The organism is Nibrella saemangeumensis, assembly GCF_039541915.1.
GTDB classification, from domain to species: Bacteria; Bacteroidota; Bacteroidia; order Cytophagales; family Spirosomataceae; genus Nibrella; species Nibrella saemangeumensis.
Genome location: NZ_BAABHD010000080.1, coordinates 109,964 through 136,216, shown reverse-complemented (window position 1 = coordinate 136,216; position 26,253 = coordinate 109,964). Strand labels below are relative to the sequence as shown.

Here is a 26,253-nt window from a genome sequence, read left to right as displayed (position 1 = left end):
ATCCGATCCGGTCTACCTATATGACACCAGACGAACGATTTGCCCGATTGGGCCTCTCGCTGCCGCCGGCTCCAAAACCGATGGGCGTGTATAAACCCTGTTTGCGGGTTCACCTGTTTCTGTATGTGTCTGGTCACGGTACCGTCAAAGACGACGGCAGCCGGATCATTGGCAAAGTAGGGGTCGACATGGACGCCGACGAAGCCAAACTGGCGGCCCGGCAGGTAGGATTAGCTATTCTGTCTACCATAAAAGCAAATCTCGGGAGCCTGAACCGAATCAAACGGGTGATAAAAGTGTTAGGTATGGTCAATGCCACCCCGGATTTCGAGCGCCACCCGTACGTCATCAACGGCTGCAGCGAACTGTTTGCCGCCGTTTGGGGCGAGGAAAACGGCGTGGGGGTTCGCAGTGCCGTTGGCATGGGCTCATTACCCGAAAATATTCCGGTAGAGATCGAAGCTGTATTTGAACTGGCCAGCTAGATTGGGCCGGAACTACCATGTCGGGCAAATTCTTCAGAGAGGTTCTATTGAAAAGACCAGGCAGTGTGCGTATGGAAGAACATTGGTATACCGTTCAGAATGTGGAGCAGATTGACACACCGGCGCTGCTGGTGTACCCCGAGCGGATTGCCCAGAATATCCGGACGATGATTGAGATGGTGGGTGGGCATACCGAACGGCTCATTCCGCACGTGAAAACCCACAAAATGGCCGAGGTAGTGCAGATGCAGCTCGACGCGGGCATTATCAAATTCAAATGCGCCACCATTGCCGAGGCCGAAATGCTGGCTTCTACCGGAGCCCTTCATGTGCTGCTGGCGTACCAGCTGACGGGGCCTAAAATAAACCGGTTCCGTGCCTTGGTGCAGGCCCATCCGGATACCGACTGGGCGTCGCTGGTCGATAATTACGAATCGGCTGAGGAACTGGGGCAGGCTTTTGCGGCTATCAACCGCAAGGCGGTTATTTACGTTGATGTCAACAACGGAATGAATCGCACCGGGCACCTGGTCAACGGCGCACTCGGCCAGTTGTATCATGATCTTAGCCAGGACAGCCGGTTCGACCTGCGGGGTTTTCACGTATACGACGGTCACTTCCGGGATCCGGATTTCAACGACCGCAAGGCCAAAGCCGACGAGGCTTTCGGACAGGTTCGGGTGGTGGCCGATAAACTGGAGCGGAAAGGCTTGCTTTATCCCATGATGGTTGTCGGCGGTACGCCAACGTTTTCCGTACACGCCAAGCGGAAAGATGTCTGGTGCAGCCCCGGTACCTGTCTGTTCTGGGATTGGGGGTATGCCGACAGCCTGCCCGATCAGCACTTCAACTGGGCGGCCCTGCTGCTAACGCGGATTATCTCGAAGCCCGCTGAAGGCGTGGTGACCACCGATTTGGGCCACAAAGCCGTGGCAGCCGAAAACCCCCTGGCGAAGCGTGTGCAGTTTCTGAACCTGGACGGATACGAGGTAATTGGCCAGAGTGAAGAACACCTGGTGCTGCGCGTCGACGACTGGGAAGCCGTTCGGGTGGGCGATGTGCTCTACGGCGTTCCGTACCATATCTGCCCGACGGTAGCGCTGCACGACGAAGCCAATGTCATTGAAGAGGGCCGGCGGACCGAATGCTGGACTATAGCCTCCCGAAAGCGCCGGCTGCAATATTAACCGGGCTCGTCAGTAGTTTTCCGGCGGCTGCTGTCTTATCAGAAAAATAACTGTTTATATGCGTCTGTTTTCGTATACCATCCTGCTTGGTGCTTTATTGCTAACGACAGCCTTCGTTGCCCGTCCCCGGCGGATAATCTTCTTTGGCGATTCCATTACCCAGGCCGGTGTAAATCCCAGCGGCTACATCACCCGCCTGAAAGACATGCTGGCGAAGCAGAACCTGGCTGCCGATTACGAACTCATCGGGGCGGGCATCGGCGGCAATAAGGTGTATGACCTGTTTCTGCGGCTGGAGGATGATGTGCTGGCGAAGAAACCCGACCTGACCTTTGTCTACATCGGCGTCAACGATGTCTGGCACAAACGTACCCACGGCACCGGCACAGACCCGGATAAATTCGTCCGCTTTTACGACGCCCTTATTAAAAAACTGCAGGCGAACGGCAGCAAAGTTATTCTGGTCACGCCCGCCGTTATCGGGGAGCGCACCGACCACTCCAACGACCAGGACGGTGATCTGAACCGGTATTCCAACCTGATACGCGAGCTGGCCGCCAAACATAACCTGCCCCTCTGCGACCTTCGTAAGGTATTTCTGGACTACAATCTGAAGAATAATCCCAAAAACGAAGAAAAAGGCATTCTGACTACGGATCGTGTCCACCTCAACGACATCGGCAACCAACTCGTGGCCGATGAGATGTATAAATTACTGGTAACGGTTAAATAGTTTCAGCGGGGCCGCCCGGCGGTTCAATGTTTCAAGTTCCAAGTTTCGGCGGAGCAACATGAAACCTGGAACCTGAAACAAAATAAAACTATGCTCTTCGACGCTCACCTCGACCTGGCAATGAATGCGCTGGAATGGAACCGCGACCTAACGCAGCCGCTGGCTGTGATTCGGGAGCGGGAAAGTCAGTTGACCGATAAGCCGGATCGGGGAAGGGGTGTGGTGTCGCTGCCGGAGATGCGCCGGGGCGGGATCGGCTTGTGCGTAGCTACGCAGATTGCGCGGTACGTAAAGCCGGGTAACCCCATTCCCGGCTGGCATTCACCGGCGCAGGCCTGGGCGCAGACGCAGGGACAACTGGCCTGGTACCGGGCCATGGAAGATGCCGGGGAGATGGTGCAGATCACCGATAAAGCTGCCCTGCGGCAGCACTTGGCCCGCTGGCAGGGAGAGGAAGATAAAGCCACTTTGCCGGTTGGTTATATCCTCAGTCTGGAAGGAGCCGACTCCATTGTAAACCTGTCGTATCTGGAGCAGGCCTATGCGCAGGGGCTGCGGGCAGTCGGCCCGGCGCATTACGGGCCCGGTACGTATGCCTTCGGCACCGATTCGGAAGGCAGTATCGGCGCAAAAGGCCGGGAGTTGCTACAGGAAATGGCGCGGCTGAATATGATTCTGGATGCCACGCACCTGTCGGATACCAGTTTCTGGGAGGCCCTGGATGTCTTTCACGGCCCGGTCTGGGCCAGCCACAATAACTGCCGGGTACTGGTATCTCACCAGCGCCAGTTCAGTGATGCGCAACTCCGCGAGCTAATTCAGCGGGGAGCCGTTATCGGCTCGGTCCTCGATGCCTGGATGATGGTGCCGGGTTGGGTACGCGGTCAGACAACCCCCCAATCGGCCGGGCTGAAGCTGGAACGTATCCTCGACCACGTTGACCATATCTGCCAGCTGGCCGGTAATGCCAGGCATATCGGTATCGGCTCCGACCTCGACGGCGCCTTTGGCAAGGAGCAATGCCCCGCCGACCTCGACTCCATTGCCGACCTGCAGCGACTCCCCGATATGCTGCGCCAGCGCGGCTATTCAGAATCCGACGTTGAGCGCTTCGCCTGGAAAAACTGGGTAGACTTTCTGGAGCGGGTCTGGCCGTAATTTCACCCTGTTCAGATCACATTTCGTTCATCGGTCAGATTTTAGACCTGTCGATAACATTATCCAGCTAACATAAGTTACTTGGTAGAAAACCCGGGTGCGGCATGCAACACTGCTGCCGTCATTCTCGTATTTGTCCTAAAGCATGGCAGGTTGAAACGCACTGATTCTCAAACCTGACTGTCTTTCGACAACCGGCTCCTGGATAACGGCTGGCAAACTCGACGCACTGTGAAACGATTTTTTCTGACTGCTTTATACGTCATTCTGGCACTTCTGTTCCTGGTGGCTGGCTTTCTGGGCTTTGTTGCGGTAACTCCTTTAGGGCAGCAGTTCGTTACCCGACAGGTAAACCGTTACCTGGCCAAAAAGCTGAAAACACCTTTCTCAATCGGCAGTATTACCTACCGCTTGCCTGACTGGATTGCGCTTGACAACGTGTACTTCGAAACCCCGCAGGGCGATACGCTGCTGTATGGTCGGCGGATGTACGTCAACGTTGATATGATGGGCCTCCTGCAAAACCGGGTGGCGATCAATGATCTCCAGCTGGACAATATCCGGTTGTACTTGAAGCGGACACTGCCCGACACCACATACAACTTTCAGTTTCTGATCGACGCCTTCGATACCGGCGATACCACAACCGTCCGCGATACATCGGCGGCTCCGCTGGATCTGAGCCTGACACTCGTTGGCTTTAACAATGTACGTATCCGGTACCATGACGACGTGGTTGGGATGGATTCAAACTTTTTTCTGGACAGCCTGCGGGCCCGGTTTAATGAGGTAAATCTCCAGAAATCGCGGTACAGGCTGGATAGCGTCCGCGTTTATGGCTTAAATGCCACTGCCCGGATGTACGAAGGCGTAGGTACCAGTGAAGAAACTACCACACCCTCATCAGATACGCTCGATCTGGCGCTGGGTAACTGGAAACTAAATAAGGTGTGGTGGGATTTCCGTACCGACGGTAGTGGTTTTGAAACCAAAGGCAAAGTCGACCGGCTGGACATGACCTCCGACTACTTTTACCTGGCTGGTCAGAAAGTAGGCATCCGGTCGCTGTACATGGCCAATGCCGACATTTCGGCCTTGCAGGAAAAACAGGCCCGCACGGCCGCTCCGCCCAACCGCGAATCGCCCGAAGCCGAAGATGCCGGCTGGAACGTAAAAATTGGCCAGGTCCGCCTGGATAATAACCGGTTACGCTACGACGACCAGAACCAACGCGCCCAGCCCGCCGGCATCGATTATGCGCACCTGGATATGTCGGATTTCAGTGTAATGGGGCAGGGGATTTACTATAGTCCGGAGCAGATATACGGAAAAATCCGGCAGGGACAGTTCCGGGAGAAAAGCGGTCTTGTGCTGCAGCGGCTCGACGCCGACTTTATGTACAGCGACACCATGACCGCCCTGACGCGGTTTTATCTGAAAACCCCCGGCACCCTGCTGCGCGATAAAATGGTGATTCGCTACGATTCGCTGGCGCAGTTGAGCAATCCGTCCAGCCGCGTGGTGGTTAACATGAACCTGCGGCAGAGCTCGGTAGCCGTGGCCGATATTTTGCGATTGATGCCTTCGCTGGCCGATACCCCACCGTTTGCCGGTAACCGGAATGCTGTATTCCGGATCAACGCCAGAGCGGTTGGTACCACAGCCTCGCTTAACATCCCGACGTTCGACATGGCGACGCTGTCGGATACGCGCATCCGGGCCAACGGTCAGCTTCGCAACGTGACCGATCCGAACCGGCTGGTGATGAACATCACGGTGACCGAAGCAAAGACCAACCGGGCCGATATCAATAAGCTGATTCCGCCGAATACCCTGCCCGACTCATTTAGTTTGCCGCCCGCCATGCGGCTGACCGGCCGTATTCAGGGTCAGCTTGATAATCTGGATCTGGATACCCGCTTACAGACCGCCTGGGGAAATGCAACCTATGATGGCTCCCTGCGAGGCTTCTACACCGGCAAGGGGCAGGCGTACAACGGCACGCTGACGCTGGCCAGTTTGGACGCCGGCAAGTTTCTCCAGAACCCGCAGCAGTATGGGCCGATCAGCGGCCGGGCTACCTTTAACGGTCGGGGGCTGGACCCGAACACGATGAGTACCACCTTCGATGTCAACATCACCGAAGCAACGCTGAACGGCTACCGGTACCAGCGCCTGAACGCCGAAGGCCAGCTGGTGCAGGGCAATCTGACCGTGCGGGGCGGACTCGACGACCCCAATGCACAGATTAACCTGAATACCGAAGTCGGGCTGAAGCAGGAATACCCGAGCATTGAAGGTGAAATCAACATTCAGAAGCTCGATCTGGCTGCCCTCAAATTATACGAAAAGCCCCTGTCACTGAATGGTGTTTTCACGGTAGACTTCGAGTCGACCAACCCTACCGCTCCGGAAGGTAAGTTGCAGGCCCGTAACGCATCGGTTACCCTGGAAGGCAAGACGTACCCGATTGACTCACTCTACCTGGTAGCCGATACCGACCAGAACCGCAAGATCCTGATGGCGAGGGTGCCGTTTGGTGAAATAGCGCTGAACGGCGAGTTTCAGTACACGCAACTCGCCGATATATTCATCGGGGAGTTCAGCCGGTACTTCAAGATTCCGGATTTGACCTACAATCCGGTGCAGCCTCCCTACAGCGCCAATATTGAACTGAAAGCCTACCAGCATCCGCTGCTCCAGGCATTTGTACCGGGGCTTACCCGCATGGATACGGTACGGCTGGACGGCTACATCGATAACATCCGCGATACCACCTTTGCCGCCAACATCCGCACCGGGGTTATTGAGTATGACACCACCGTGGTGCAGGGGGCAACTATGTCGCTGGTAGCGGTGAACAACCGGCTCAACATCGACGGCAAAATTAATTCCGTTCAAAACCAGAGTATGAAGCTGAACGAGACCCGGTTGACGGGTACGGCGGCTAATAATCAGCTTCAGTTCTCAGCCGTTACCAAAGACACAACCGGCAAGGACCGCCATGGTCTGACCGGGGAACTGGCGATTGTAGAGAATAACTACCGGTTGAGTCTGAATCGTAATGGCCTGCTGACTAATTACCGTACCTGGGATGCCGATACCTCCGGGTTTGTTCAATACGGAAAAGACGGGATACTGGCGCAGCAGTTCAGGATTCGGTCGGGGCAACAGACACTGACACTAAATAGTGTTCAACCTCAACCTAACGCTCCGTTGCGGGTAGAAGCCCGGAACATCGATCTGTCAGACATGGCTTCTCTTGTTAATCAGGACACTACCATGGTTGGCGGTATTCTGAACGGCGACGTTATTGCCCGCGACATCACAACCAAGCCGGTTTTTACGGGCGATGTGCGGGTTGATAGTCTGGAGGTTATGCAGAAGCCGATTGGAACGCTGACGGCGAAGATGACCAATACGCCTGACGACCGGATTCAGGTGGCGGCCAACCTGTCGGGTACCTACAACCAGGCAGAGGTTACCGGATTTTACAATCCAGCATCGGAAAAAGCACCGCTGGATTTCCGGGTGAATCTGCAGCGGCTGGATGCCCGCACCATCGAAGCGTTCAGTTTTGGCGAACTACGTCAGGCAAAAGGCCAGCTGAACGGTCAGTTTACGGTTACGGGTTCTCCCGATGCGCCCCGGATGAACGGGGCCATCAATTTCGATTCGGTGGCCTTCAATATTGCCCAACTCAATACCACCTACCGGATCGATAAAGAAACCCTGCAGATGAACGGGCAGACCATTGCGTTCCAGGATTTCGCCTTAACCGACACCCTGGGGCGTACACTGATTACAAACGGTACGGTTACCCTGAAAACCATTCCGGACGTAAACTATGACCTGCGCGTGAGGGCCGACAAATTCCTGGTGCTGAATGCCGCCCGTAAAGATAATGATTACGTATACGGCAACGCGGCCATTACGGGTAATATGCGAATCACCGGCAGCGGCAGTAATCCATCCATCGTCGGTACGGTGCGGCTGGAAGACAATTCCAAGGTAACAGCGGTCTTGCCCGACGAATCGATGGATGTAAACGAGGCCCGGCAAACGGTGATCTTCATCGAGCCCGGCGATACCCTGGCGCTGCAGAAATACCTGACCCGCCCCCGGCCGGATACTACCCAGGCAAAGCTGTCCTTTGATAACGTTACCAATACCAATATCTCGCTGAACCTGGAAGCTACCGACCGGTCGGAGATGACGATCGTTGTGGATGAGCTGAACGGCGACTACCTGCGGGTGCGCGGCAACGCCCGGCTGAACGTGGTGATGAGCGCCAGCGGAGATGTCAACGTTTATGGTCGCTATGATGTGACCGAAGGGGAGTATGACATGACCTATCAGGTGCTTAAGCGGCAGTTCAAACTACAGAAGGGCAGCTATATCAACTTCTCGGGCGACCCCATGCGGGCCGATGTGAACATCACGGCAGTCTACGAAACGCTGGCTACCCCGGCCGATCTGATCGCCAACGAATTGCCCCGCCCGCTGCCGGAAGCCCGGCAGAAGATACCGTTCAATGTTCTGCTGAAGATGAGCGGCAACCTGGCCAAGCCGGATATTAAGTTTGACATTGTTGTTCCCGAAAAAAGTTTCGTGTCTACCGGTGAGGTAGTTCGGACGGTGAACGACAAGCTGACGCTTCTGCGCCAGGATGAGTCGCAGCTCAACAAGCAGGTGTTCGCGCTGCTGGTGCTCAATGGCTTCATCACAGAAAACTCGTCCAGCTTCTTCTCGGGTTCGGGCGAAGGCGGTGGTGCCGAAAACCTCGCCCGCAACAGCGTCAGCAAATTGCTGTCGGAGCAATTGGAGCGGATGGCTTCCAACGTGCTGAAGGGTTTCAACGTCGATTTTGATCTGATGTCGTCTAACTCGTACGTAGGAACCGGCTCGTCGTCGCCGGCTACCCGGACGGACCTGAATGTGGGCTTGTCGAGGAGTTTTATGCAGGGACGGCTAAGCGTAGCGGTTGGGCGCAATTTTGTTTTGCAGAACAACACTGCCATTGGCCGCAACCCGTCGGAACTTTTCGATAACGTGTCGGTCAACTATAATCTGACCCGCGACGGGCGTTATATGGTCCGTGCGTACCGGAACAATGCCTATCAGGCTATTCTGGAGGGCTTTGTGATTGAAACCGGGGTTGGCTTCGTCATTACCATCGACTACAATACGCTGCGTCAATTATTCGGAAAGGGGGCCGAATCGGAACTATGAAAGAACGATACCTGGTAGCCCTGCTTGGCTTAGTACTTGGCGGTATGCTGATGGGCGGCTGTAATGTGGCCAAACATCTGCCGGCCAATGAGCGCCTGTATGTTGGTACGGATGTATACGTCAAAGGTGATTCCAGCGTGTCGGCCGATGAGCAGAAAACCCTGAAAGGACAATTGAAAGATATGGCTCGCCCCAGGGCCAACAAAACCCTGTTCGGCTATCCGTATAAAGTTGCTTTGTACTACCTGATGGGCGAACCGAAACGGGAGAATGACTTCCGGGCCTGGTTTCGCAAGAAGTTCGGCGAGCAGCCGGTATTGGCGAGCGCCAAAGCTATTTCGTCGAACGAAACCGTCATGATGGCGTTTCTGGAAAACGAGGGTTATTTCCGGTCGGAAGTAGATGGGCGGCTGGAGGAGATCAAAGGTTACCAGGCCAAAGCCGTCTATGACGCTACCGTGCGGCCCCGCTATTATATTGATTCCGTGGGCTTTCTGATTGACTCCTCAGTGATTCGTAAGGAATTGGCGACCATACGCGACCGGACACTGCTGAAGAAAGGAGATCCTTACCGGTTTGAGGTCATCAAAGGAGAGCAGGCCCGCATCAGCGACCGGTTGAGGCTGCGAGGATACTATTATTTCCAGCCGGATTATGTAGCGGTGCTGGTGGATAGTGCCACGGGTAATCACCGGGTGCGTATGTACATTGCGCTGAAGCCCGATATGCCGGCCGCTGCCGAGGTACCTTACCGGATTCGCGACATCTATGTGTATCCGAGTTACAGCCTGAACCGCGCCGAGCGGGATACCAATCAGCAGAATGCCTATGTACACGAAGGCATCCATGTGGTGGACCCGAACGGTACCTATAAACCGGAACTGTTCACAGATGTGGTGGGCTTCCGGTCCGGTCAGGTATACAACAACCGGGTACAGGATCTCACCTTGTCCCGGTTCATCAGCCTGGGGCCTTATAAGTTTGTCCGCAACCGATTTGAGCCGGCCGTGCAGGGTGATTCGGCGGTGCTTGACGTACACTATTACCTGACACCCTATCCCAAAAAATCCATCCGGCTGGAACTGGCCGGTTTGACCAAGTCCAATAACCTGGCCGGATCGCAGCTGACGCTGAGCTGGCGCAACCGCAATGCCCTGCGCCGGGCCGAACTGCTGACCATCAACGGCACGGCTGGTTTTGAGGTGCAGGTTGGGGGCGGGGTGCAGCAGCCCGTTACCAACAATCGGTTCGGCATTGAAGCTAACCTGACGTTTCCCCGACTGGTATCACCGATTCGGTTCCGGTTTTACCGGCGGCAGGTCCTGCCAAAAACCAACGTGCAGCTTGGCTATGAGTTTATCTCCCGCCGGACGCTCTACAACCTCAACTCGTTCAAAGGGTCGTTCGGCTACATCTGGCGAACCAGCTTCCGCATGGAGCACACCTTTCAGCCGTTCAACGTCAACTACGTAAATACCTCCGGCATTACCGACCGGTTTATCGATCTGCTGCTGGAGGCTGATCCGTCTACGTTCCAGCAGTACTTTAATGTGCTGACGGCTGAGCAGCTTATTCTGAGTACGATTTACTCCTTCAATTTCAATTCATCGCCCCGGACATCAACCCCGCATACCTACCGGCTCAACATCAACCTCGAACCGGCCGGTAACCTGGCCGGGCTGGTTGTCAGAAAGCGCGATGATTTTGGCAATAAAGAACTGTTTGGGGTACCCTTTTACCAGTTCTTCCGCGCCGATTTCGACAACCGCCATTACTTCCACGTAACGCCGGGGCTGACCTGGGCCAGCCGGGTTTTTGCGGGGGTTGGTATCCCTTACGGCAATACCCCCTACGGCAACGCTCCACAACTGCCGTTCATCCGGCAGTATTTCGCCGGGGGAAGCACCAGTATCCGGGCGTTCCGGCCCCGTGCGGTGGGCCCCGGCACCTATTCTCGCAACGCCAATGGCCAGCGTATCCTGCTGCTTCAGGATGGGGGCGGAGACGTAAAACTGGAGTTTAGTACCGAACTGCGGCAGCGCCTGACCCAATACCTGCAGGGGGCTTTATTCCTCGACGTTGGCAACGTCTGGATGTACGCCGACGAAACCACGTATGGTCCAGGCTCAAAGTTTTCCAAAGACTTTTATAAGCAACTAGCCGTGGGTACCGGTGTCGGGTTGCGGATCGACCTGTCGTTCTTTGTGCTCCGCTTTGATCTGGCATTTCCGCTGCGCAAGCCGTGGCTGGACGAAAGCCAGCGCTGGGTATTCGATGAGGTTAAGCCCGGCAACAAGGCCTGGCGCCAGGAGAACCTGATTCTGAACGTTGCCGTTGGCTACCCCTTCTAAACAAAGAAACCCCCGCAGGCCTGCGGGGGTTTCTTTGTTTAGAAGGGGTTTACTCCACCTGCCCGCGAATTTCACCTCCGGGGTAAGCGGTAGTATGAACATTAAAGTAAATCCTGCCCTCTTCCAGCGCCGTACGCAGGTCCTCCAGTGTTTGGCCGGCCAGCGCTCCTCTCAGGTTAGCTGCGGTAAACGTTCCCTCGGCCACGACTCCATTTGACCGGCCAGGGATACCCGGCGGCATAATGAGGTCTACCACAATACCGCCGTTACTACCCGCCGGTGCCAGATGCAAATGCGCCATGGTGATGTCCATAATATTGGAGACAATCAATTTGTAGTACACTTCGGTGCCGTCTTTACTGAACCGCAGTATTCCCTGTCCCTGTGCCCTTGACTCTACGGGTGGCGTGCGAACTTCCTGAGCGCTGGTCAGGTGAGCCGTGAAGTTGTCCCGAACGCCTTTCCGGGCGCTGGCGGCTGAACGTACCGGATCAGGGGTGGCATCTTGCTGCTGGCAGGAAGTAAACAGAGCGGTGCTTACCGCAACGGTCAAAAGTAGTACGCTGACTTTCATGTTCTTTGGATTTAACGGTGAAGAAATTAGAATTAGTTTATAGCACATACGTATGAAAAGCCGCATTGGATGCTTCACCCGAAAAATACTTTAAGTCAGCAGGTTGCCATTATGGAGTAAGATTGGACCGGTACAGCAGGTACATGGTGAAAAAATACGTGATAACCATCAGCAGCGACCCATACGCCAGGACAAACCGCTTCTTTTGCGGCCGGAAAATCAGGCCTGTAATGGCAATGGATGCCATGATAATTGTAGCCAGGATGGAGACAATATGTATGGAAGAAGCTTCAGTAAAAATGGAGCCTTTCGTATAAGCGATATCGTCTATCGCCAGAATCCCGATGTTGAATAGGTTGCTCCCGAATAAATTGCCCACGGCAATGTCGAACGCGCCGATCCGGATGGCCGATACACTGACGACCATCTCGGGAAGTGACGTGGTGGTGGCCAGGAACAGCGTACCGACAAACCCCTGTTGCAGGCCCGTAGCCTCAGCCAGCCGCTCGGCATAGGAGGGGAGGAAGATAGCCGATACCACCACCAGTAACGCAAACAGGCTATACCGGGTAATAGCCGTTTTCAGCGACATGGGGTAGCTTACTACTTCGTCGGCGGGCGTTTGCTCGACTTTGATGTTGGCTTCGTGCCGCTGAATCATCCGAACAGACATCAGATAAATAGCCAGCGAGAGCAGGCTGCCGATGCTGACCCAGCCAAGGGTTGGTATGTGTTCCTGGAAAAGCAGCGAAAAACCGGTGGTGCCAACCAGAATGATACTGAGGGCAGCCGCCAGCGCGTGATTGACGCTTACTTTGGTCACGGCGGGTATGTGGTCCCGGATAAAGAGGTCCATCAGGGCGAGAATCAGCATATTGAACACGCAACTGCCGTATACGTCTCCCAGCGCCAGCTCGGGAGCGCCCACGTAAATGACCGAACTAAGACCGGTAATCAGCTCCGGCAGCGAGGTGACGGCGGCCATCAGGATCAGGCCGAACCAGGCCCCGCCCAGCCCTGTCTGCTCGGCAATGATGTCGCCGTAGTAAGAAAGTCGCGACCCGGCAAGCACAATGACCAGGGAGCAGAACAAGAAGCCACCAACAATTTCCGTTAGTTCAACCATGGCGATGGGGATTAAGTCTGGACGCTAAGCTAAGCAAATCACATCTTTATGCGACCCACGGGTGGTTGCCTTTTTAGCCATCAATGGCAACTTTTGCAACAGCACCGTCGGGCGTGGTAACACCGGGTGTTGTATCTTTGAGTATGAACAGGTTGAAACAGACGATCAGGCAGGAAAACGGTAGCGGCAGGTGGCTGGCACTGATCGCAGGATGGCTGTTCCTGACGGGCCCGGCTGGGGCGCAGGTGGCAGATATGTCGTTTCAGCACTACACCACCGACCAGGGTCTTTCCAACGATGAGGTAAAATGCATCCTGAAAGACCGGCGCGGCTTTATGTGGTTTGGCACCGTTAATGGCCTGAACCGCTTCGACGGGCAGCGCTTTACCGTATACCGGCGCTCCAAAGCGCTACCGGGTCTGCCCGGTAATTTCATCATTGGACTGACGGAAGATGCCGACGGAATTATCTGGGTTGCTACTAACCTGGGCCTTTGCCGGCTGGACCCGGCGCGCGAAGAATTTAGACACATTACTATTCCGCCCAACCGGGACCAGATCGGCGACAACGATGTGGTGTACCCTCTCATCCTTGACCGGGAGGGCTACGGTTGGTTTGCGGGCGTACACCAGCTGTACCGCATCGACCGGAAAACGCTTCAGCTAACTACTTTCCCGCTACCCCGGAATGTCCACTCGTCGTCGGTCCGGCTCTACCTCGACCGCCGTGATAACTTCTGGGTCTTTTCCAGCGGTACCGTCTACCGGTTTGATCGCGCCCGGCAGCAGTATACCTACATACTTGGCCGGGACCAGCATCATCCGCAGGCCAATATTCAGGCGTATAATTTGTTTGAGGACAGCCATCAGCAGCTGTGGCTGTTTAGCGCCGGGCATGGCCTGTTGCGCTATGACCCTAAGTCCGATCAATTTGTTGACGTTCCGGATAACCTCAAGACGGTGTATGCGCTCTGCGAAGACCGCACCCCGGACGGGCGGCTATTTTTCTGGGGAGGAGGGGCCGAAACCGGCCTGTTCAGTGTGGACCCGGTTACGCTGCAACATGCGGTTGTGAAGCCGGAGCCTCGCGATCCCCTGGCGCATAATGGTTCGCCGGTGGAGGCCTTTTACCGCGACCCACAAACGGGCGTGATCTGGATGGCTACGGAGTGGGGCATTCAGAAGATGGATCCCTATGCCCTCAAAGTAAAACGGAAGATGCTGCCGGCTCCGCTTACTGCTAGCCCGGCCGATCGGGTACGTTTTGTGCATCAGGATCGCTTTAACCCCGATCTATACTGGATAGGCACCCAGCGCGACGGCCTGTATCAGTGGAACCGGCGCCTGGATACCTTTACCCGAACGATGGACAGACGGGGCTTGCTGCGACAGGGTATGTACCGGATGGTGCAGGACAATCTGGGTAAAATCTGGCTGTCGCTGCCGAACGATTTAGTGCAGTATGATCCAAAACAGAATGTCTGGTTGTACAAAGAGGATTGGGTGCCTAAGACCGGGCACCAGCTTCCCAATGACATCTACCACCTCGATATTGACCGCAAAGGAGCCATTTGGTTTACAGCCGGGCCGCTGGTCTGTTCGTATAATCCGGTGACGAAACAGTTGCAGACCCGGTCGTTTCCGGTTGCGGTAGGCGGGGAGAACGGCCCGCGTATCTACGAATTCCGGGAGGACTCCAGAGGCCGGATGTGGGTGTATACGGTGGCAGGCCTGTTCCGGTTCGGTGAGCATAGTACCCAGGCGGAGCGGATACCCCTGCAACATGCGGATACCGCCCTACGCTTTTCAGACCGGATCTTTATTACCTTCTCCATTGATTCAAAAGACCGGTTGTGGATTGGTAATATCGGCTTTCTGGCGCAGGCTGATACGAGCGGACGCGTCGTCAGGATCTATAACTCCGATAACGGCCTGATGGCTGACCATGTGCTCGCCATGCAGGAAGACAAAGCCGGTCAGCTCTGGCTGGCGACGGATACGTACCTGCACCGGTTGAACCCGCAGACCGGTACGTTTCAGTCGCTTCAGAAAGAAAACGGCTTATTTTCCAACTTCATCATCACCAGTAGCGTCAACAGCATGAGCCGGAATGCGCAGGGAGAACTGTTTATCGGCTTTGTCAATGCCTTCAACTACTTCGATCCGCTGCGCCTGGTCCGAAATACGGTACCACCCCCGATTGCGGTTACGTCCGTCCTGGTAAATAACCAGCCCCGCACCCTGGAAGACGACCGGCTGATTGCGCTCCAGCCCGGTGATAACTCCCTGTCGGTAGCGTTTGTGGCCCTGAATTTCAGCCAGCCCGAAAAGAATCAGTATGCCTACCAACTGGTCGGCTTCGACAAGGGCTGGGTCCACACCAACGCCCGGACGGCTACCTATACCAACCTGGAGCCGGGCAATTATACGCTGCGGATCAAAGCCGCCAACAACGACGGCGTCTGGAATCAGGAAGGGCTAGAACTGGCGGTGCGGGTCATACCGGCGTATTACCAGACCTGGTGGTTTCAAGGGTTATGTGTACTGGTGCTGGCCGCTATCGGGTACGCCATTTACCGCAACCGCGAAGCGCAGCGCAAAAAGCTGGAAGGCATCCGCAACCGCATCGCCACCGACCTGCACGACGATATGGGCTCCACGCTCAGCAGCATCCGGATTTTCAGCGATGTGGTGCAGCAGCAGATTCAGCCGGTGCGGCCCGAAGCCGTACCGATCCTGCAGCGCATCAGCACCAGCGCTACCACGCTCTCCGAGTCCATGCAGGACATTATCTGGACTATCCAAACCAAATACGACAGCCTGGAGGATGTGGTCACCCGGATGCGGGAGTTCGGCCTGAAAATGGCTGAGGCCAAGGATATTAAGTTTACCATGCAGGTATCCGACAAATTTCACTCGACACGGCTCAACGTGGAGCAGCGCCGGAACCTGTACCTGATCTTTAAAGAAAGTATTAACAATGCCGTCAAATACGCCGACTGTACCACCATCAACGTATTTCTGACGGTTGTGGGCAGGCACCTGAAGCTGGTGATCGAAGACAACGGCCGGGGCTTCGATCCGGCAACGGTCCGACAGGGCAACGGCCTGCAGAATCTCCGGAAACGCGCCGATGAGATTAAAGGGCAACTGACGCTGGAGTCTGCCCCCGGTGCCGGCACACGCATTGAACTGGTAACCAAAGTGTGAGCAGTTGCTTCCGACAGCCCGCTTACACTTCTCAATCGAAAGACAATGATAAAGGTCGTTTATTACGAAGATAACCGGAACCTGCGGGAGGGCATCACCTTCCTGCTCCAGGCGACTCCGCAGCTTGAACTAGTGGGGGCTTTTGCCGATTGCAGCAACATCCGGGAAGAAATCAGGACGCTGGCGCCCGATGTGGTGCTCATGGACATCGACCTGCCCGGCATGACCGGTATTGAAGCGGTGCCGGTAGTAAAAGCCATCTCCCCGCAAACGCAGGTGATGATGCTGACGGTGTTCGACAATGAGGAGAAAATCTTTCAGGCCATCCGCAATGGGGCCAGCGGTTACCTGCTGAAACATACGCCCCCGTCGGAAATTGTCGAAGCTATCTTCGACGTCCACAAAGGCGGGTCACCCATGACCGCCAACGTGGCCCGCAAAGTGCTGCAGTTTTTTCAGCAGCAGCGGTCATCGAAAACAGAAGACTATAACCTGTCGGCACGCGAACTGGACATCATCAAAGGACTGGTATCCGGCTACAGCTACAAGCTTATCGCCGACGAACTGCACATCAGCATCGATACCGTGCGCTCCCATATCCGCCACATTTACGACAAGCTGCACGTTAACTCTAAAACCGAAGCTATCCTGAAAGCCATGAAAGAAGGGCTGGTCTAGGTATGCACCGACATTGCTGCTGCCGTTACCGGCTGGCCGAAACCGTTGCTTTTGATTTTATATACCGGTCGGCATAGCGCAGGAACGTGGGCCAGTTGGGGCCGGTGGTGTGTCCACCGCTATGCTGTCGGAAGGCAATATCGCCGTCGGTGAGGGCTGTCTCAATCGGCGGGAACTCCGTAGTGCCCAGATCTTTTTTGCCCAGCAGTTTGTACACAGGTCCGGCATATACACCGCCCAGAAACATGCCTTTAGCGTCGACCCACTGCCCTTCTACCGTAGGGGAGCCCACACTGATAAACACCGGACGGGGGGCACACAGGGCAACCAGTTCGTGCGCGTCAACGGGCAGGTCATTGGGGGTTAGCGGGCCGGCGTACTTGATAAAATTACCCGCCATCCAGTGGTATTCGGCCGATGATGCTACATTCTCGACCTGCTCGCCAAAGATTCGCCGGTGAATCTTTACTCCGCCTTCGCCCGATGAACCGATAAACCCGATGGCAAACCGGGGTTCGTACGCCATGGTCACAATGGCTGCTTTACCGTAGCGGGACAGCCCTTCAATGCCGACTTGTTTTGCATCCACAGCTTTGTCGGTCTCCAGGTAGTCCAGGGCCCGGCTGGCACCCCACGCCCAGGTCCTGAGGGTGCCCCAGTCGTCAGGTTTGCGGGTTTGTCCTTTGTTGACGAGGCCGATGATACCCTGTGTGAGTCCGGCACCGTTGTCGGCCTGGTAACTGGTCGGGTAAATAACCGCGTAGCCCCAGCCTTTGGCCAGCAGTTGCTGCTGCCAGGTGGGTTCGGCCGGGCGGTTGCCCTGATTGGCGGTCGTTGAGGTCGGGGGCCGGAACCCCGCCGGGAAGCGGAAGCCGTAGTTCATCATGACGGGTACCGGCCCCGACGCGTTGGCGGGTGTCGCCAGCGTCAGTTCGATAGCCACGTTGATGGCCGGGTAGGCAGAGTTATCGACATGCCCAACCAGGTTTTTGACAATAACCGGATATTCCCCGTTCGTTTCTTTTGTTTCGCTGACTACCCGCCAGCTTACCTTCGGCACATTGGCCGGCATACGACCATACACTTCCCGGTCAAAATCCTCAACGATCTCGGGCCGGCGTTTGGTCCACCACTCTTTGGCAGTGGTTACCTGCCTGCCGTTCTTCAGCGTTAGCGGATCGGGCAGGCTGGTGTAGGGCGTTGCTTTCGACTCGTCGGTATTGGCGGCATTAGGCGCCTGCGGATTACCGGAAGGGCCCGGCCGCAAGGCGGTAATGCCCAATTGTTGCATCATCTGCTTATGGTCCTCGGCCGACTTCTGCTGAATAACAGCCTGCGCGGCCATGAACGCTCTCCGCAGAGAGTCCTGATCCTGAGCCACGGCAGACAGGCTAAGTAGGAGGGGGAGTAGCAAAAGAAAGCCAAAGGTTTTCATGGTATCCGGTAAAGGGGTTGTCGGTATTTCTGTAAAAGCACCCGATGCCGGATTACTCCTGATTAGCCCGCTAAAAATATCAGGTGCGTATAATAGCTGGCTTTCCTGCTTTTTAGGGTACGACCGGCCGCCGGTCGATCGGTCAGAATCGTATCCAGATCTTTTTATGACGCTCTATAAGCCATCCCGACGTAACTTTCTCCTGACGACCTTAGGGCTTACAGCCGCCCATATGGGGAGGTCTGCCCCCAGCGCGCCCCTCACCGTCGGTCAGGTTATTGACCGCATCAAAGCCAATGTGGGTATCCCCTGGCGGGAGCAGACGGTCGACAACCTGATTGCCGGTAGTCTGGAGCAGCCCGTAACAGGAATTGCGACCACCATGATGGCTACGCTGGATGCACTTAAGCGGGCCTCTGCCGGAGGCATGAACCTGATCATTACCCACGAACCGACTTTTTTCACCCACCAGGACCGCACGGAACCCTTTCTTCAGGACCCCATCTACCAGCATAAGCGGGATTTTATTGCGAAGCAGGGAATTAGTGTGTTCCATTTCCACGACCACTGGCACGGCCGTCGGCCCGACGGTATCGCGACCGGCATGATCCGGGAACTAGGCTGGGAGCAATACGCCGATCCGCAGCAGCCCAAACTGTTTACCTTTCCCGAAACCACGCTGGCGCGTCTCGCCCAAGGCATAGAGTCGAAACTGAAGATCCGCACCATGCGGGTGCTGGGCGACCCAAATATGCCCGTCCGGCGGGTGCTGGCCAGTTGGGGGAATGTCGGGCTGATGCACGGCATCCCGTATGTAGAGCAGGCCGATGTTATCATTCTGGGGGAAACGCATGAGTGGGAACTGGTGGAGTATATTCAGGATGCCAATGCGGCTGGCCGGAAGAAAGCACTCATCATTCTGGGTCATCTGGTGTCTGAGCAGGCCGGCATGAAGTACTGCGCGGAGTGGCTGAAAGGATTCATTCAGGAAGTGCCCATCGGGTTTGTGGCTGCCGCTGAACCCTTCTGGCGTCCTGACCAACCCGTCCGATAGAAAGAGCAGAGAACGGCATAGCTGGTCGAACAGGCTGATTTGCCACGCTTAGGGTTTACCCTAATCCTGACGGTGTTTCCCCTAAAATTCATACTTCAGGCGGCTGCCGGGCGTAGTAAAGGCCGCAGAAAAGCATTATTTTTATATTCCTTTTAACGAAACGGCGGAACTTTGTATGGCAGAGGCTGGCTTATAGACCTGGATGGCTAAAGGCCGGACCTTGCCTGCCCATTCGTTTTCAATTGACCAATATACCATACGCTCTATAATCCCTAACGTACTTTGGAAAGACGAGTAGCGCTCAAAAACATGGCGGTGGCCCTCGGGGGTCTGATTAGTCTGCCGGCCTGGGCCGAAGGCTGGAACAGGGCTTCTGTCGCGTCGCTTCAGCCGATTCTGTCAGCGGATCAGGACCTGCTCCTGGCCGACATTGTCGAAACCATTATTCCGGCCACCGACACGCCGGGTGCCAAAGCCCTTGGCGTGCATTCCTTTATCCAGAAAATGGTCGCCGACTGCTACGAGAAAAGCGTACAGCAGAACTTCGTCAGCGGTCTGACTACTGTAGCGGGTCTGGCGAGGCAGACCGGCAAATCGTTTGGAGCGCTGGAGGAGATCCAGCGACTTAACCTGCTGAAGCAACTGGAGCAGGCGACGGACGCGGACCAGAAAAGCTTTTACCGCCTGGTCAAAAGCCTGACCATTCAGGGGTACATGACCTCGGAATACGTCATGACGAACATCACCAAATACGAACTGGTGCCGGGCCGCTACCATGGCTGTGTGCCGGTGAAAACGAAAGCTTTGACGGAAAAGAAATAACTCGTTTCAGGTTCAAAGTTCCAGGTTTCAGGGGCCAACCTGAAACCTGGAACTTTGAACCTGAAACTTTGAGCCTGAAAGAAAATGTCATTTATAAACATAGATTCAATCAAAGTAAATACGTTCGATGCCATCGTGATCGGCTCGGGCATCAGTGGCGGCTGGGCTGCCAAAGAGCTGACGGGAAAAGGGCTGAAAACGCTGGTGCTGGAGCGGGGTCGCGACGTAAAACACGTGGTCGACTACCCCACCACCATGATGAACCCCTGGGAGTTTGAGCACCGCAACCGGCTGCCGCTGGCGGTGCGGGAAGCCAACCCGATCGTCAGCAAATGCTACGCTTTTTACGAGGGTACCACGCAGTTTTTTGCCAAAGACGCCGAACAGCCCTACGTGCAGGAGAAACCTTTCGACTGGATTCGGGGCTACCAGGTTGGCGGCAAGTCGCTACTGTGGGCGCGGCAGACGCAGCGCTGGAGTAACTTCGATTTTGAAGGGCCCGCCCGGGATGGTTTCGCCGTGGACTGGCCTATTCGGTACCAGGACCTGGCGCCCTGGTACAGTTATGTAGAGAAGTTTGCGGGTATATCCGGGAACAAAGACGGCTTGGATACCCTGCCGGATGGTGAGTTTCTGCCCCCGCACGAGTGGAACTGCGTCGAAAGCCATTTTCAAAAGCAGATTTCGGGCAAGTACAAGGACCGCCATGTGATCATGGGCCGGGCCGCGCACATCACAAAACCGCAGCCCATTCATTTGCAGCAGGGGCGGGCGCAGTGCCAGCACCGCACCATCTGCGAGCGTGGCTGCCCCTTCGGCGGCTATTTCAGCAGCAATGCATCGACATTACCCTGGGCGGCTAAAACGGGGAAAATGACCCTTCGGCCGAACTCGGTTGTGCATTCCATCATCTACGACGAAAAGAAGGCCGGGCCGACGTTCGGAAAAGCAACCGGTGTGCGGGTGATTGATGCTGAAAGTAAGCAGATGATCGAGTTTTATGCCCGCATCATTTTTGTGAACGCGGCTGCGCTGAACACCAACCTGATCCTGCTGAACTCGACCTCCAGCCGCTTTCCTAATGGCTTAGGCAACGATAGCGGCCTGCTGGGCAAATACGTGGCTTTTCATAACTACCGGGCGGGGGTATCGGCTGAATACGACGGTTTTCTGGATTCGACTACGGATGGTCGCCGGCCGAACAGCCCGTACATTCCGCGGTTCCGCAACGTGTACAAACAGGAAACCGACTTCCTGCGCGGCTACGCGGCCGGTTTCTCGGCGGGCCGGTCTTCCCGCACCAATCAGGAGGGCATCGGCGCGAGTTTAAAACAGAACCTGCATAATCCGTCGCTGGGCGGCTGGCATGTCGGCTCACACATGATGGGCGAGACGATTCCGAAAGAAAGCAACTTTGTCGCGCTGGATCAGTCGCTACGCGATCCGTTCGATATTCCGCAGTTACGGATTTCGGTGGCGTACGACGACAACGACGACAAGATGGTGAAGGACTACCTGGAGCAGATGACCGAGATGTTTACGGCCGCCGGTTTCACCAACATCCGCACCCGCGACGATAAGCGCAACCCCGGCCTGGATATTCACGAAATGGGTGGCGTCCGGATGGGCAAAGACCCCAAAACCTCGCTGCTAAACAAGTGGAACCAGATGCATGCCGTAAAGAACGTCTTTGTCACCGACGGGGCCAGCATGACCTCTACCTCCACGCAGAACCCGTCGCTGACCTACATGGCCTTGACCGCCCGTGCCGTCGATTATGCGGTGAAGGAGATGAAAAAGCAGAGTCTTTAAGTAATATTGCAGAGAAGAGCCTGGCATGTAGTCAGGCTCTTCTTCGTTACCCAATTGGTATTATCCCTAACCCCTGCATTGTATGAAAATGAAGTATACCTTGTTCCTGGCGGGCGTTTTATGCCTGTTCGGTTCAACGATTTCTCCGGTGGTAGCGCAACAGCAGCAGCTCATCGGCCAGTTTGACGGCAGAGCCGATGTCGGCCCGGTAAAGCGTCCCGGAACCGCCACCTACAATGCCAGTACACAGGAGTATACCCTAACCAGCTTGAGCTCCGGTCCGGATGAAGTCTCGATGGTGTGGAAAAAGATGACCGGCGACTTTATTCTCCGTACCAATGTGCAGGGAATTGGCATGGGCGCAGGGCTGCACCGCAGACTGGGCTGGATGGTTCGGTCGGGTCTGGAGCCAGGCGCGTCTCAGGTTAGTGCCGCTGTACAGGACAATGGCGTTACCGCGATGCAGTTCCGCCGGACTACAGGCGGGCAGACGGAGGAAAAACGCTCATCGGTGACGGGTGCCGATGTTATTCAACTGGCCCGGAAAGGCAATACCTACACCATGTCGGTCGCCCGCAACGGCGATACGTTTGTGTCGGAAGAGGTCACCGATCTGGCGTTAGGCGATGAGGTGTACGTGGGGTTATTTGTCGGTTCGGCGAAGAAAGGGACCATGGACAAAGGTGTTTTCCACAATGTTCGCATAGTGGTGCCCGCCCGCGACAACTTTGTGCCGTATCGTGAATATATCGGGAGCAACCTGGAGATTATGGACGTAGCGTCCGGTCGCCGGAAAATCATTTACCAGTCGCCGGAATCGCTGCAGGCCCCCAACTGGACCCTCGACGATAAAGCGCTTATTTACAACAGCAAGGGGCTGCTGTACCGCTTCGACCTGGCCAGCCTGGTGCCGACGGTCATCAAGACCGGCTTCGTTACCAACAATAACAACGACCATGTACTGTCGTTCGACGGCAAAATGCTGGGCCTGAGCCACGGCAGTAAAGAAGACGGCAATAAGTCAATCATATATACCGTACCCGTAACGGGCGGAGTCCCTAAGAAGATAACGCCGATTGGGCACTCGTACCTGCATGGCTGGTCGCCGGATGGCCAGTGGCTGACTTTTACGGGTGAGCGCAACGGGGAGTTTGATATTTACAAAGTCTCCTCGGCCGGTGGCCCCGAAGTCCGGCTGACGACGGCCAAAGCGCTGGATGACGGTCCGGAGTATTCCCCCGACGGGCAGTATATCTACTTTAACTCCACCCGTACCGGAAACATGCAGATCTGGCGGATGAAAGCCGACGGCAGCGAACAGGAGCAGGTGACCACCGATGCCTTTAACAACTGGTTCCCGCATATCTCGCCGGACGGCAAGCAACTGGTGATTCTGTCGTTCCAGAAAGACATCAATCCCAACGACCATCCGTTTTACAAGTATGTGTACCTGCGGCTGATGCCTATCGTAAACGGCAAACCCGATGTATCGAAGCTGAAGGTAATCGCCTACGTATACGGCGGGCAGGGCACCATTAATACGCCATCGTGGTCGCCCGACAGCAAGCGGATTGCCTTCATCAGCAATACCAATTCCATTACCACGGCCGCAGCGGTGAAGTAGGCATCTCGTACCCCGGAATGAAATTCCGGGGCAGGCTTGACTCTCACATGCTGGAGGCCATGATTCCCTTTCTGACGGACCGGATTCCGTTCAAAGAATTGTTATCTTCAGCTTGGTATGATGCTGTATTAGCTGAAAATCGGACCGATTGAATGTACACAGTTCATTGCAGTATTGTTCCGCAATGGCAGTGTGTACGCAATCGCTCATGTGACTAAAGCCAATCTTATAAGCAATTTGAGCCGCTCGTTCAATGTGCTCAACAGTAACAGGAACTGGTTTTAACAGATAAAAAGTATGCAAGTGTTTTCTGATTTCATCTCGGCTGGCTGCCGCTTGTACTTTGGTCAGTGCGAAGGCTAGTTCATTAATGGACAAAGTAGAAATGAAAAACAGGCCATCAACGATGGCCTGTCGGATAAGTTGAGTTGCTTGGTTATACTTGGAAATCTCCTGCTCAACACAATGGTTAACGAGAACGTCGGTATCAAAATAGATCATTAGTGATTCCCCTCCCAGTACATTTCGTCAATTACTTTATTGATGTCAATGTCAGCCGGAATCCTCTTAGGAGGGTGCATCCTGCGAGTTTCGTCCAAATGGGCCAAAACTTCTTGCGGATTGTAACGAGATTCCTTTTCCGGACTGGTGGCAGTGATTGTTATAACACTATCTTCAGTTAAGTGCTCTTTCAACTGCTCCAGCCACTCTGCCGTTAGTTCCTCCCGCTTTAATACGAATGTCGTTTCCATAGCCATTTTGTTTCACCCTTAGCAAGATAACAAATTTTCCCTCAGCTTTGTGCTGAGTATCCAAAGCTGGTCCTTACCTACTTCTGGCCATTTCGGGTAAAACAAGGCGCAATTTGTGTTGGGCTAAGTGCGGCAATGCTTATTTTTGAACAATGATCTACCTCGACAATAACTTTCTGTCTTTAACGCTTCAGCAATCGTTATCTACCTAAACCGATTTTCTATGTGCCACCGAAAATTCTCCTTCGCTGGATAATGAACCTCCCCGAACGGTAGCCGTAAGGGTTGACCTTGAAACTGCTTTAGATTGTAAGGACTGGCTAAGGTATCGGCTAGTGTGGGGGAAACAACTACCCGCAACCGTTCGTCCACACCAATCATACCCCGGTCAAAAGCGGTATGCAAATTGGGGCAAAGCGCAATACCGTTTGTGACTCTGTCGTCTCCAGATATGCTGATTGGCACGATATGGCAGGCTTCAACTAAGGATGAGCCGCTGCTGGAGATAACTCGCATACCCGAAATAGCGCAAGTATGCTCATAAACCATAGGAACCAGCTTCTTAAAAAGACCACCTCGTACAAACCGGACTTCCTCGTCCTCTATTGGCTGCAGTGGTGTGATATACGTGCTTTCCTTTTCATTTAGCAAATAGTTTTCCAGATCCTGCACATAGCTTCTTCCGGCAGTTTTTACCTTCACAAACTCCGCTTTCACTTCGGAGAAATAGGTGTCCAGTAAAGTGGTTTTGAGTTGTAGCCTTGTGGGTATGTTTAGGAGTAGCTGATATAAATCGTCAGCGAAACAGGCGTAGTCGAGTCGTTCACTGAGTACCTGCACACTTCTTATATGTGAGTCAATCGTGACTCCTGGCTTTGGCTTAACAAACCATAACCCTTCGCTTTGCAGGTAAAAGAAGGGTTGAGTAAAGTCGTCCTTATGGGCAGTTTTGACCAGGAGCGCAAAGTTCTCCTTAAACGTACCTACCAGCTCAGGCGATACAACGATGCGATTCTCGCTAATGTTGTTTTTCTCAATTAGCTCAATTAACGTAAGCAGGAAAACCGGCTTATGGGGGGCCGAACCGTATTGCGTTCCTCCGCGCTTAAGCTTTCTGAAACGTTGAATGTATTTCTCTACTAATTTATTGTCAGCCGGTATCGACATGCTGTGGAGAATAAGGCCGTGCCAAACTAAATAACCTTCACTGCTTTGCCAATACCGATAAATCAAAAGAGTCGTAATTTGGGGCTACCATGAGAAAGAAGGTTGTTATTTTAGGTGGCTCCTCCGGTATCGGGCAGGCCACGGCCGAACGGTTTGCCCTCGAAGGCTGGCAGGTGCTCTTAACCGGCGCGGAGGCCCATCAGGGTGAGGAGGTCGTGCGCGGTCTGGCCGGCGAAGGGCACCACGCGCTGGTGGTCGACGTGCGCGACGATGCCGCCATTCAGAAACTGGCTCAGCTGGTTACCGATGAATTTGGCCAGCTGGATGCTTTTGTCAACAGCATCGGTATTGGGCAGAACCTGCCGGTGATCGGCTCCGATCTGGCAGCCTGGGACAATGCCCTGCAGGTTATGCTATATGGCTCCATAAAAACCTGCCGGGCGCTGGTGCCCCTGCTGGTCGACGGTGGACGGATTATTCACATTACCTCCATCCATCATGAGCGGGTGGCTGCGGGTAGTTCGGCCTACGGCATGGCTAAGGCCGCGCTCACCCAGCTGACCCGCTCGCTGGCGGTTGAACTGGCGCCCCGACATATTCTGGCCAATGCCATTGCGCCCGGCTTTGTGAACACGCCCTCATCCATTAAGGCCGATGGTAAGAACGAGCTCGAATCGGAGTGGTTTGTGGAGAACTACGTCAAAAATGCGCATTTGCCGTTGAAACGAGCGGCTCAGCCGGATGAAATTGCCGGGGTGGTTTGGTTTCTGGCCGGCCCGGATGCCAGTTACATGACGGGGTCGGTCCTGACGGTGGATGGAGGATTGACCATTACGTTCTGAGGGTACCCCGGA

19 protein-coding genes are annotated in these 26,253 nt (G+C 55.0%); 13 read left to right on the top strand and 6 right to left on the bottom strand.

Annotation, left to right across the window (positions count from 1 at the left end; all coding sequences use genetic code 11):
• The first annotated feature begins 20 nt into the window (after window positions 1-20).
• The 6 genes from ABD949_RS23970 (at window position 21) to tamL (ending at window position 11,146) form a co-directional block, all read left to right on the top strand.
• Window positions 21-485: a RidA family protein gene (locus ABD949_RS23970; RefSeq protein WP_345247762.1), complete on the top strand. Its 465-nt coding sequence runs from the start codon at window positions 21-23 to the stop codon at window positions 483-485.
• Window positions 486-556: 71 nt separating this feature from the next.
• Window positions 557-1,672, top strand: coding sequence for a D-TA family PLP-dependent enzyme (locus tag ABD949_RS23965; RefSeq protein ID WP_345247760.1), 1,116 nt, complete (start codon window positions 557-559; stop codon window positions 1,670-1,672).
• Window positions 1,673-1,730: 58 nt separating this feature from the next.
• Window positions 1,731-2,405, top strand: coding sequence for an SGNH/GDSL hydrolase family protein (locus tag ABD949_RS23960; RefSeq protein WP_345247758.1), 675 nt, complete (start codon window positions 1,731-1,733; stop codon window positions 2,403-2,405).
• A gap of 90 nt (window positions 2,406-2,495) precedes the next feature.
• Entirely contained in the window at window positions 2,496-3,563 is a 1,068-nt protein-coding gene (locus tag ABD949_RS23955) for a dipeptidase (protein ID WP_345247756.1), read from the top strand.
• A gap of 231 nt (window positions 3,564-3,794) precedes the next feature.
• Window positions 3,795-8,795 carry a translocation/assembly module TamB domain-containing protein gene (locus tag ABD949_RS23950; RefSeq protein WP_345247754.1) on the top strand — a complete coding sequence of 1,667 codons (5,001 nt, stop codon included), beginning with the start codon at window positions 3,795-3,797 and terminating at the stop codon, window positions 8,793-8,795.
• Window positions 8,792-11,146 carry a translocation and assembly module lipoprotein TamL gene (tamL, locus tag ABD949_RS23945; RefSeq protein ID WP_345247752.1) on the top strand — a complete coding sequence of 785 codons (2,355 nt, stop codon included), beginning with the start codon at window positions 8,792-8,794 and terminating at the stop codon, window positions 11,144-11,146. Before ABD949_RS23950 ends, tamL begins: the two co-directional genes overlap by 4 nt.
• A gap of 49 nt (window positions 11,147-11,195) precedes the next feature.
• On the opposite strand, the gene ABD949_RS23940 is transcribed toward tamL, so the two are convergent.
• Window positions 11,196-11,720, bottom strand: coding sequence for a CHRD domain-containing protein (locus tag ABD949_RS23940; RefSeq protein ID WP_345247750.1), 525 nt, complete (start codon window positions 11,718-11,720; stop codon window positions 11,196-11,198).
• 109 nt (window positions 11,721-11,829) lie between these two features.
• Window positions 11,830-12,846, bottom strand: a complete 1,017-nt coding sequence (locus ABD949_RS23935; protein WP_345247748.1) for a sodium:calcium antiporter — start codon at window positions 12,844-12,846, stop codon at window positions 11,830-11,832.
• A 143-nt stretch (window positions 12,847-12,989) separates the two neighbouring features.
• On the opposite strand from ABD949_RS23935, the gene ABD949_RS23930 reads away from it, so the two are divergent.
• The gene (locus ABD949_RS23930; protein WP_345247746.1) at window positions 12,990-16,055 is read left to right on the top strand and encodes a ligand-binding sensor domain-containing protein; all 3,066 of its coding nucleotides are present in this window, start codon (window positions 12,990-12,992) and stop codon (window positions 16,053-16,055) included.
• Between the two features lie 45 nt (window positions 16,056-16,100).
• A complete protein-coding gene (locus ABD949_RS23925; protein ID WP_345247744.1) occupies window positions 16,101-16,733 on the top strand; it encodes a response regulator in 633 nt (210 codons plus the stop codon).
• 25 nt (window positions 16,734-16,758) lie between these two features.
• Here ABD949_RS23925 and ABD949_RS23920 read toward each other — a convergent pair whose 3' ends face one another.
• Entirely contained in the window at window positions 16,759-18,168 is a 1,410-nt protein-coding gene (locus ABD949_RS23920; RefSeq protein WP_345247742.1) for a glucuronyl esterase domain-containing protein, read from the bottom strand.
• On the opposite strand from ABD949_RS23920, the gene ABD949_RS23915 reads away from it, so the two are divergent.
• The 4 genes from ABD949_RS23915 (at window position 18,167) to ABD949_RS23900 (ending at window position 23,480) form a co-directional block, all read left to right on the top strand.
• The gene (locus ABD949_RS23915; RefSeq protein ID WP_345247740.1) at window positions 18,167-19,222 is read left to right on the top strand and encodes a Nif3-like dinuclear metal center hexameric protein; all 1,056 of its coding nucleotides are present in this window, start codon (window positions 18,167-18,169) and stop codon (window positions 19,220-19,222) included. The genes ABD949_RS23920 and ABD949_RS23915 overlap by 2 nt on opposite strands.
• Before the next feature lie 282 nt (window positions 19,223-19,504).
• Window positions 19,505-20,044, top strand: coding sequence for a gluconate 2-dehydrogenase subunit 3 family protein (locus ABD949_RS23910; protein ID WP_345247738.1), 540 nt, complete (start codon window positions 19,505-19,507; stop codon window positions 20,042-20,044).
• 84 nt (window positions 20,045-20,128) lie between these two features.
• Entirely contained in the window at window positions 20,129-21,856 is a 1,728-nt protein-coding gene (locus tag ABD949_RS23905) for a GMC oxidoreductase (RefSeq protein ID WP_345247736.1), read from the top strand.
• A gap of 82 nt (window positions 21,857-21,938) precedes the next feature.
• Window positions 21,939-23,480, top strand: coding sequence for a TolB family protein (locus ABD949_RS23900; protein ID WP_345247734.1), 1,542 nt, complete (start codon window positions 21,939-21,941; stop codon window positions 23,478-23,480).
• A gap of 90 nt (window positions 23,481-23,570) precedes the next feature.
• On the opposite strand, the gene ABD949_RS23895 is transcribed toward ABD949_RS23900, so the two are convergent.
• From ABD949_RS23895 to ABD949_RS23885, 3 genes are all read right to left on the bottom strand, one after another.
• A complete protein-coding gene (locus tag ABD949_RS23895; protein ID WP_345247732.1) occupies window positions 23,571-23,981 on the bottom strand; it encodes a type II toxin-antitoxin system VapC family toxin in 411 nt (136 codons plus the stop codon).
• Window positions 23,981-24,232, bottom strand: a complete 252-nt coding sequence (locus tag ABD949_RS23890) for a hypothetical protein (RefSeq protein ID WP_345247730.1) — start codon at window positions 24,230-24,232, stop codon at window positions 23,981-23,983. The genes ABD949_RS23895 and ABD949_RS23890 overlap by 1 nt, the downstream gene beginning before the upstream one ends.
• 204 nt (window positions 24,233-24,436) lie before the next feature.
• The gene (locus tag ABD949_RS23885; RefSeq protein WP_345247728.1) at window positions 24,437-25,465 is read right to left on the bottom strand and encodes an HNH endonuclease; all 1,029 of its coding nucleotides are present in this window, start codon (window positions 25,463-25,465) and stop codon (window positions 24,437-24,439) included.
• 23 nt (window positions 25,466-25,488) lie between these two features.
• On the opposite strand from ABD949_RS23885, the gene ABD949_RS23880 reads away from it, so the two are divergent.
• The gene (locus tag ABD949_RS23880; RefSeq protein WP_345247726.1) at window positions 25,489-26,241 is read left to right on the top strand and encodes an SDR family NAD(P)-dependent oxidoreductase; all 753 of its coding nucleotides are present in this window, start codon (window positions 25,489-25,491) and stop codon (window positions 26,239-26,241) included.
• The last annotated feature ends 12 nt before the right edge of the window (window positions 26,242-26,253 follow it).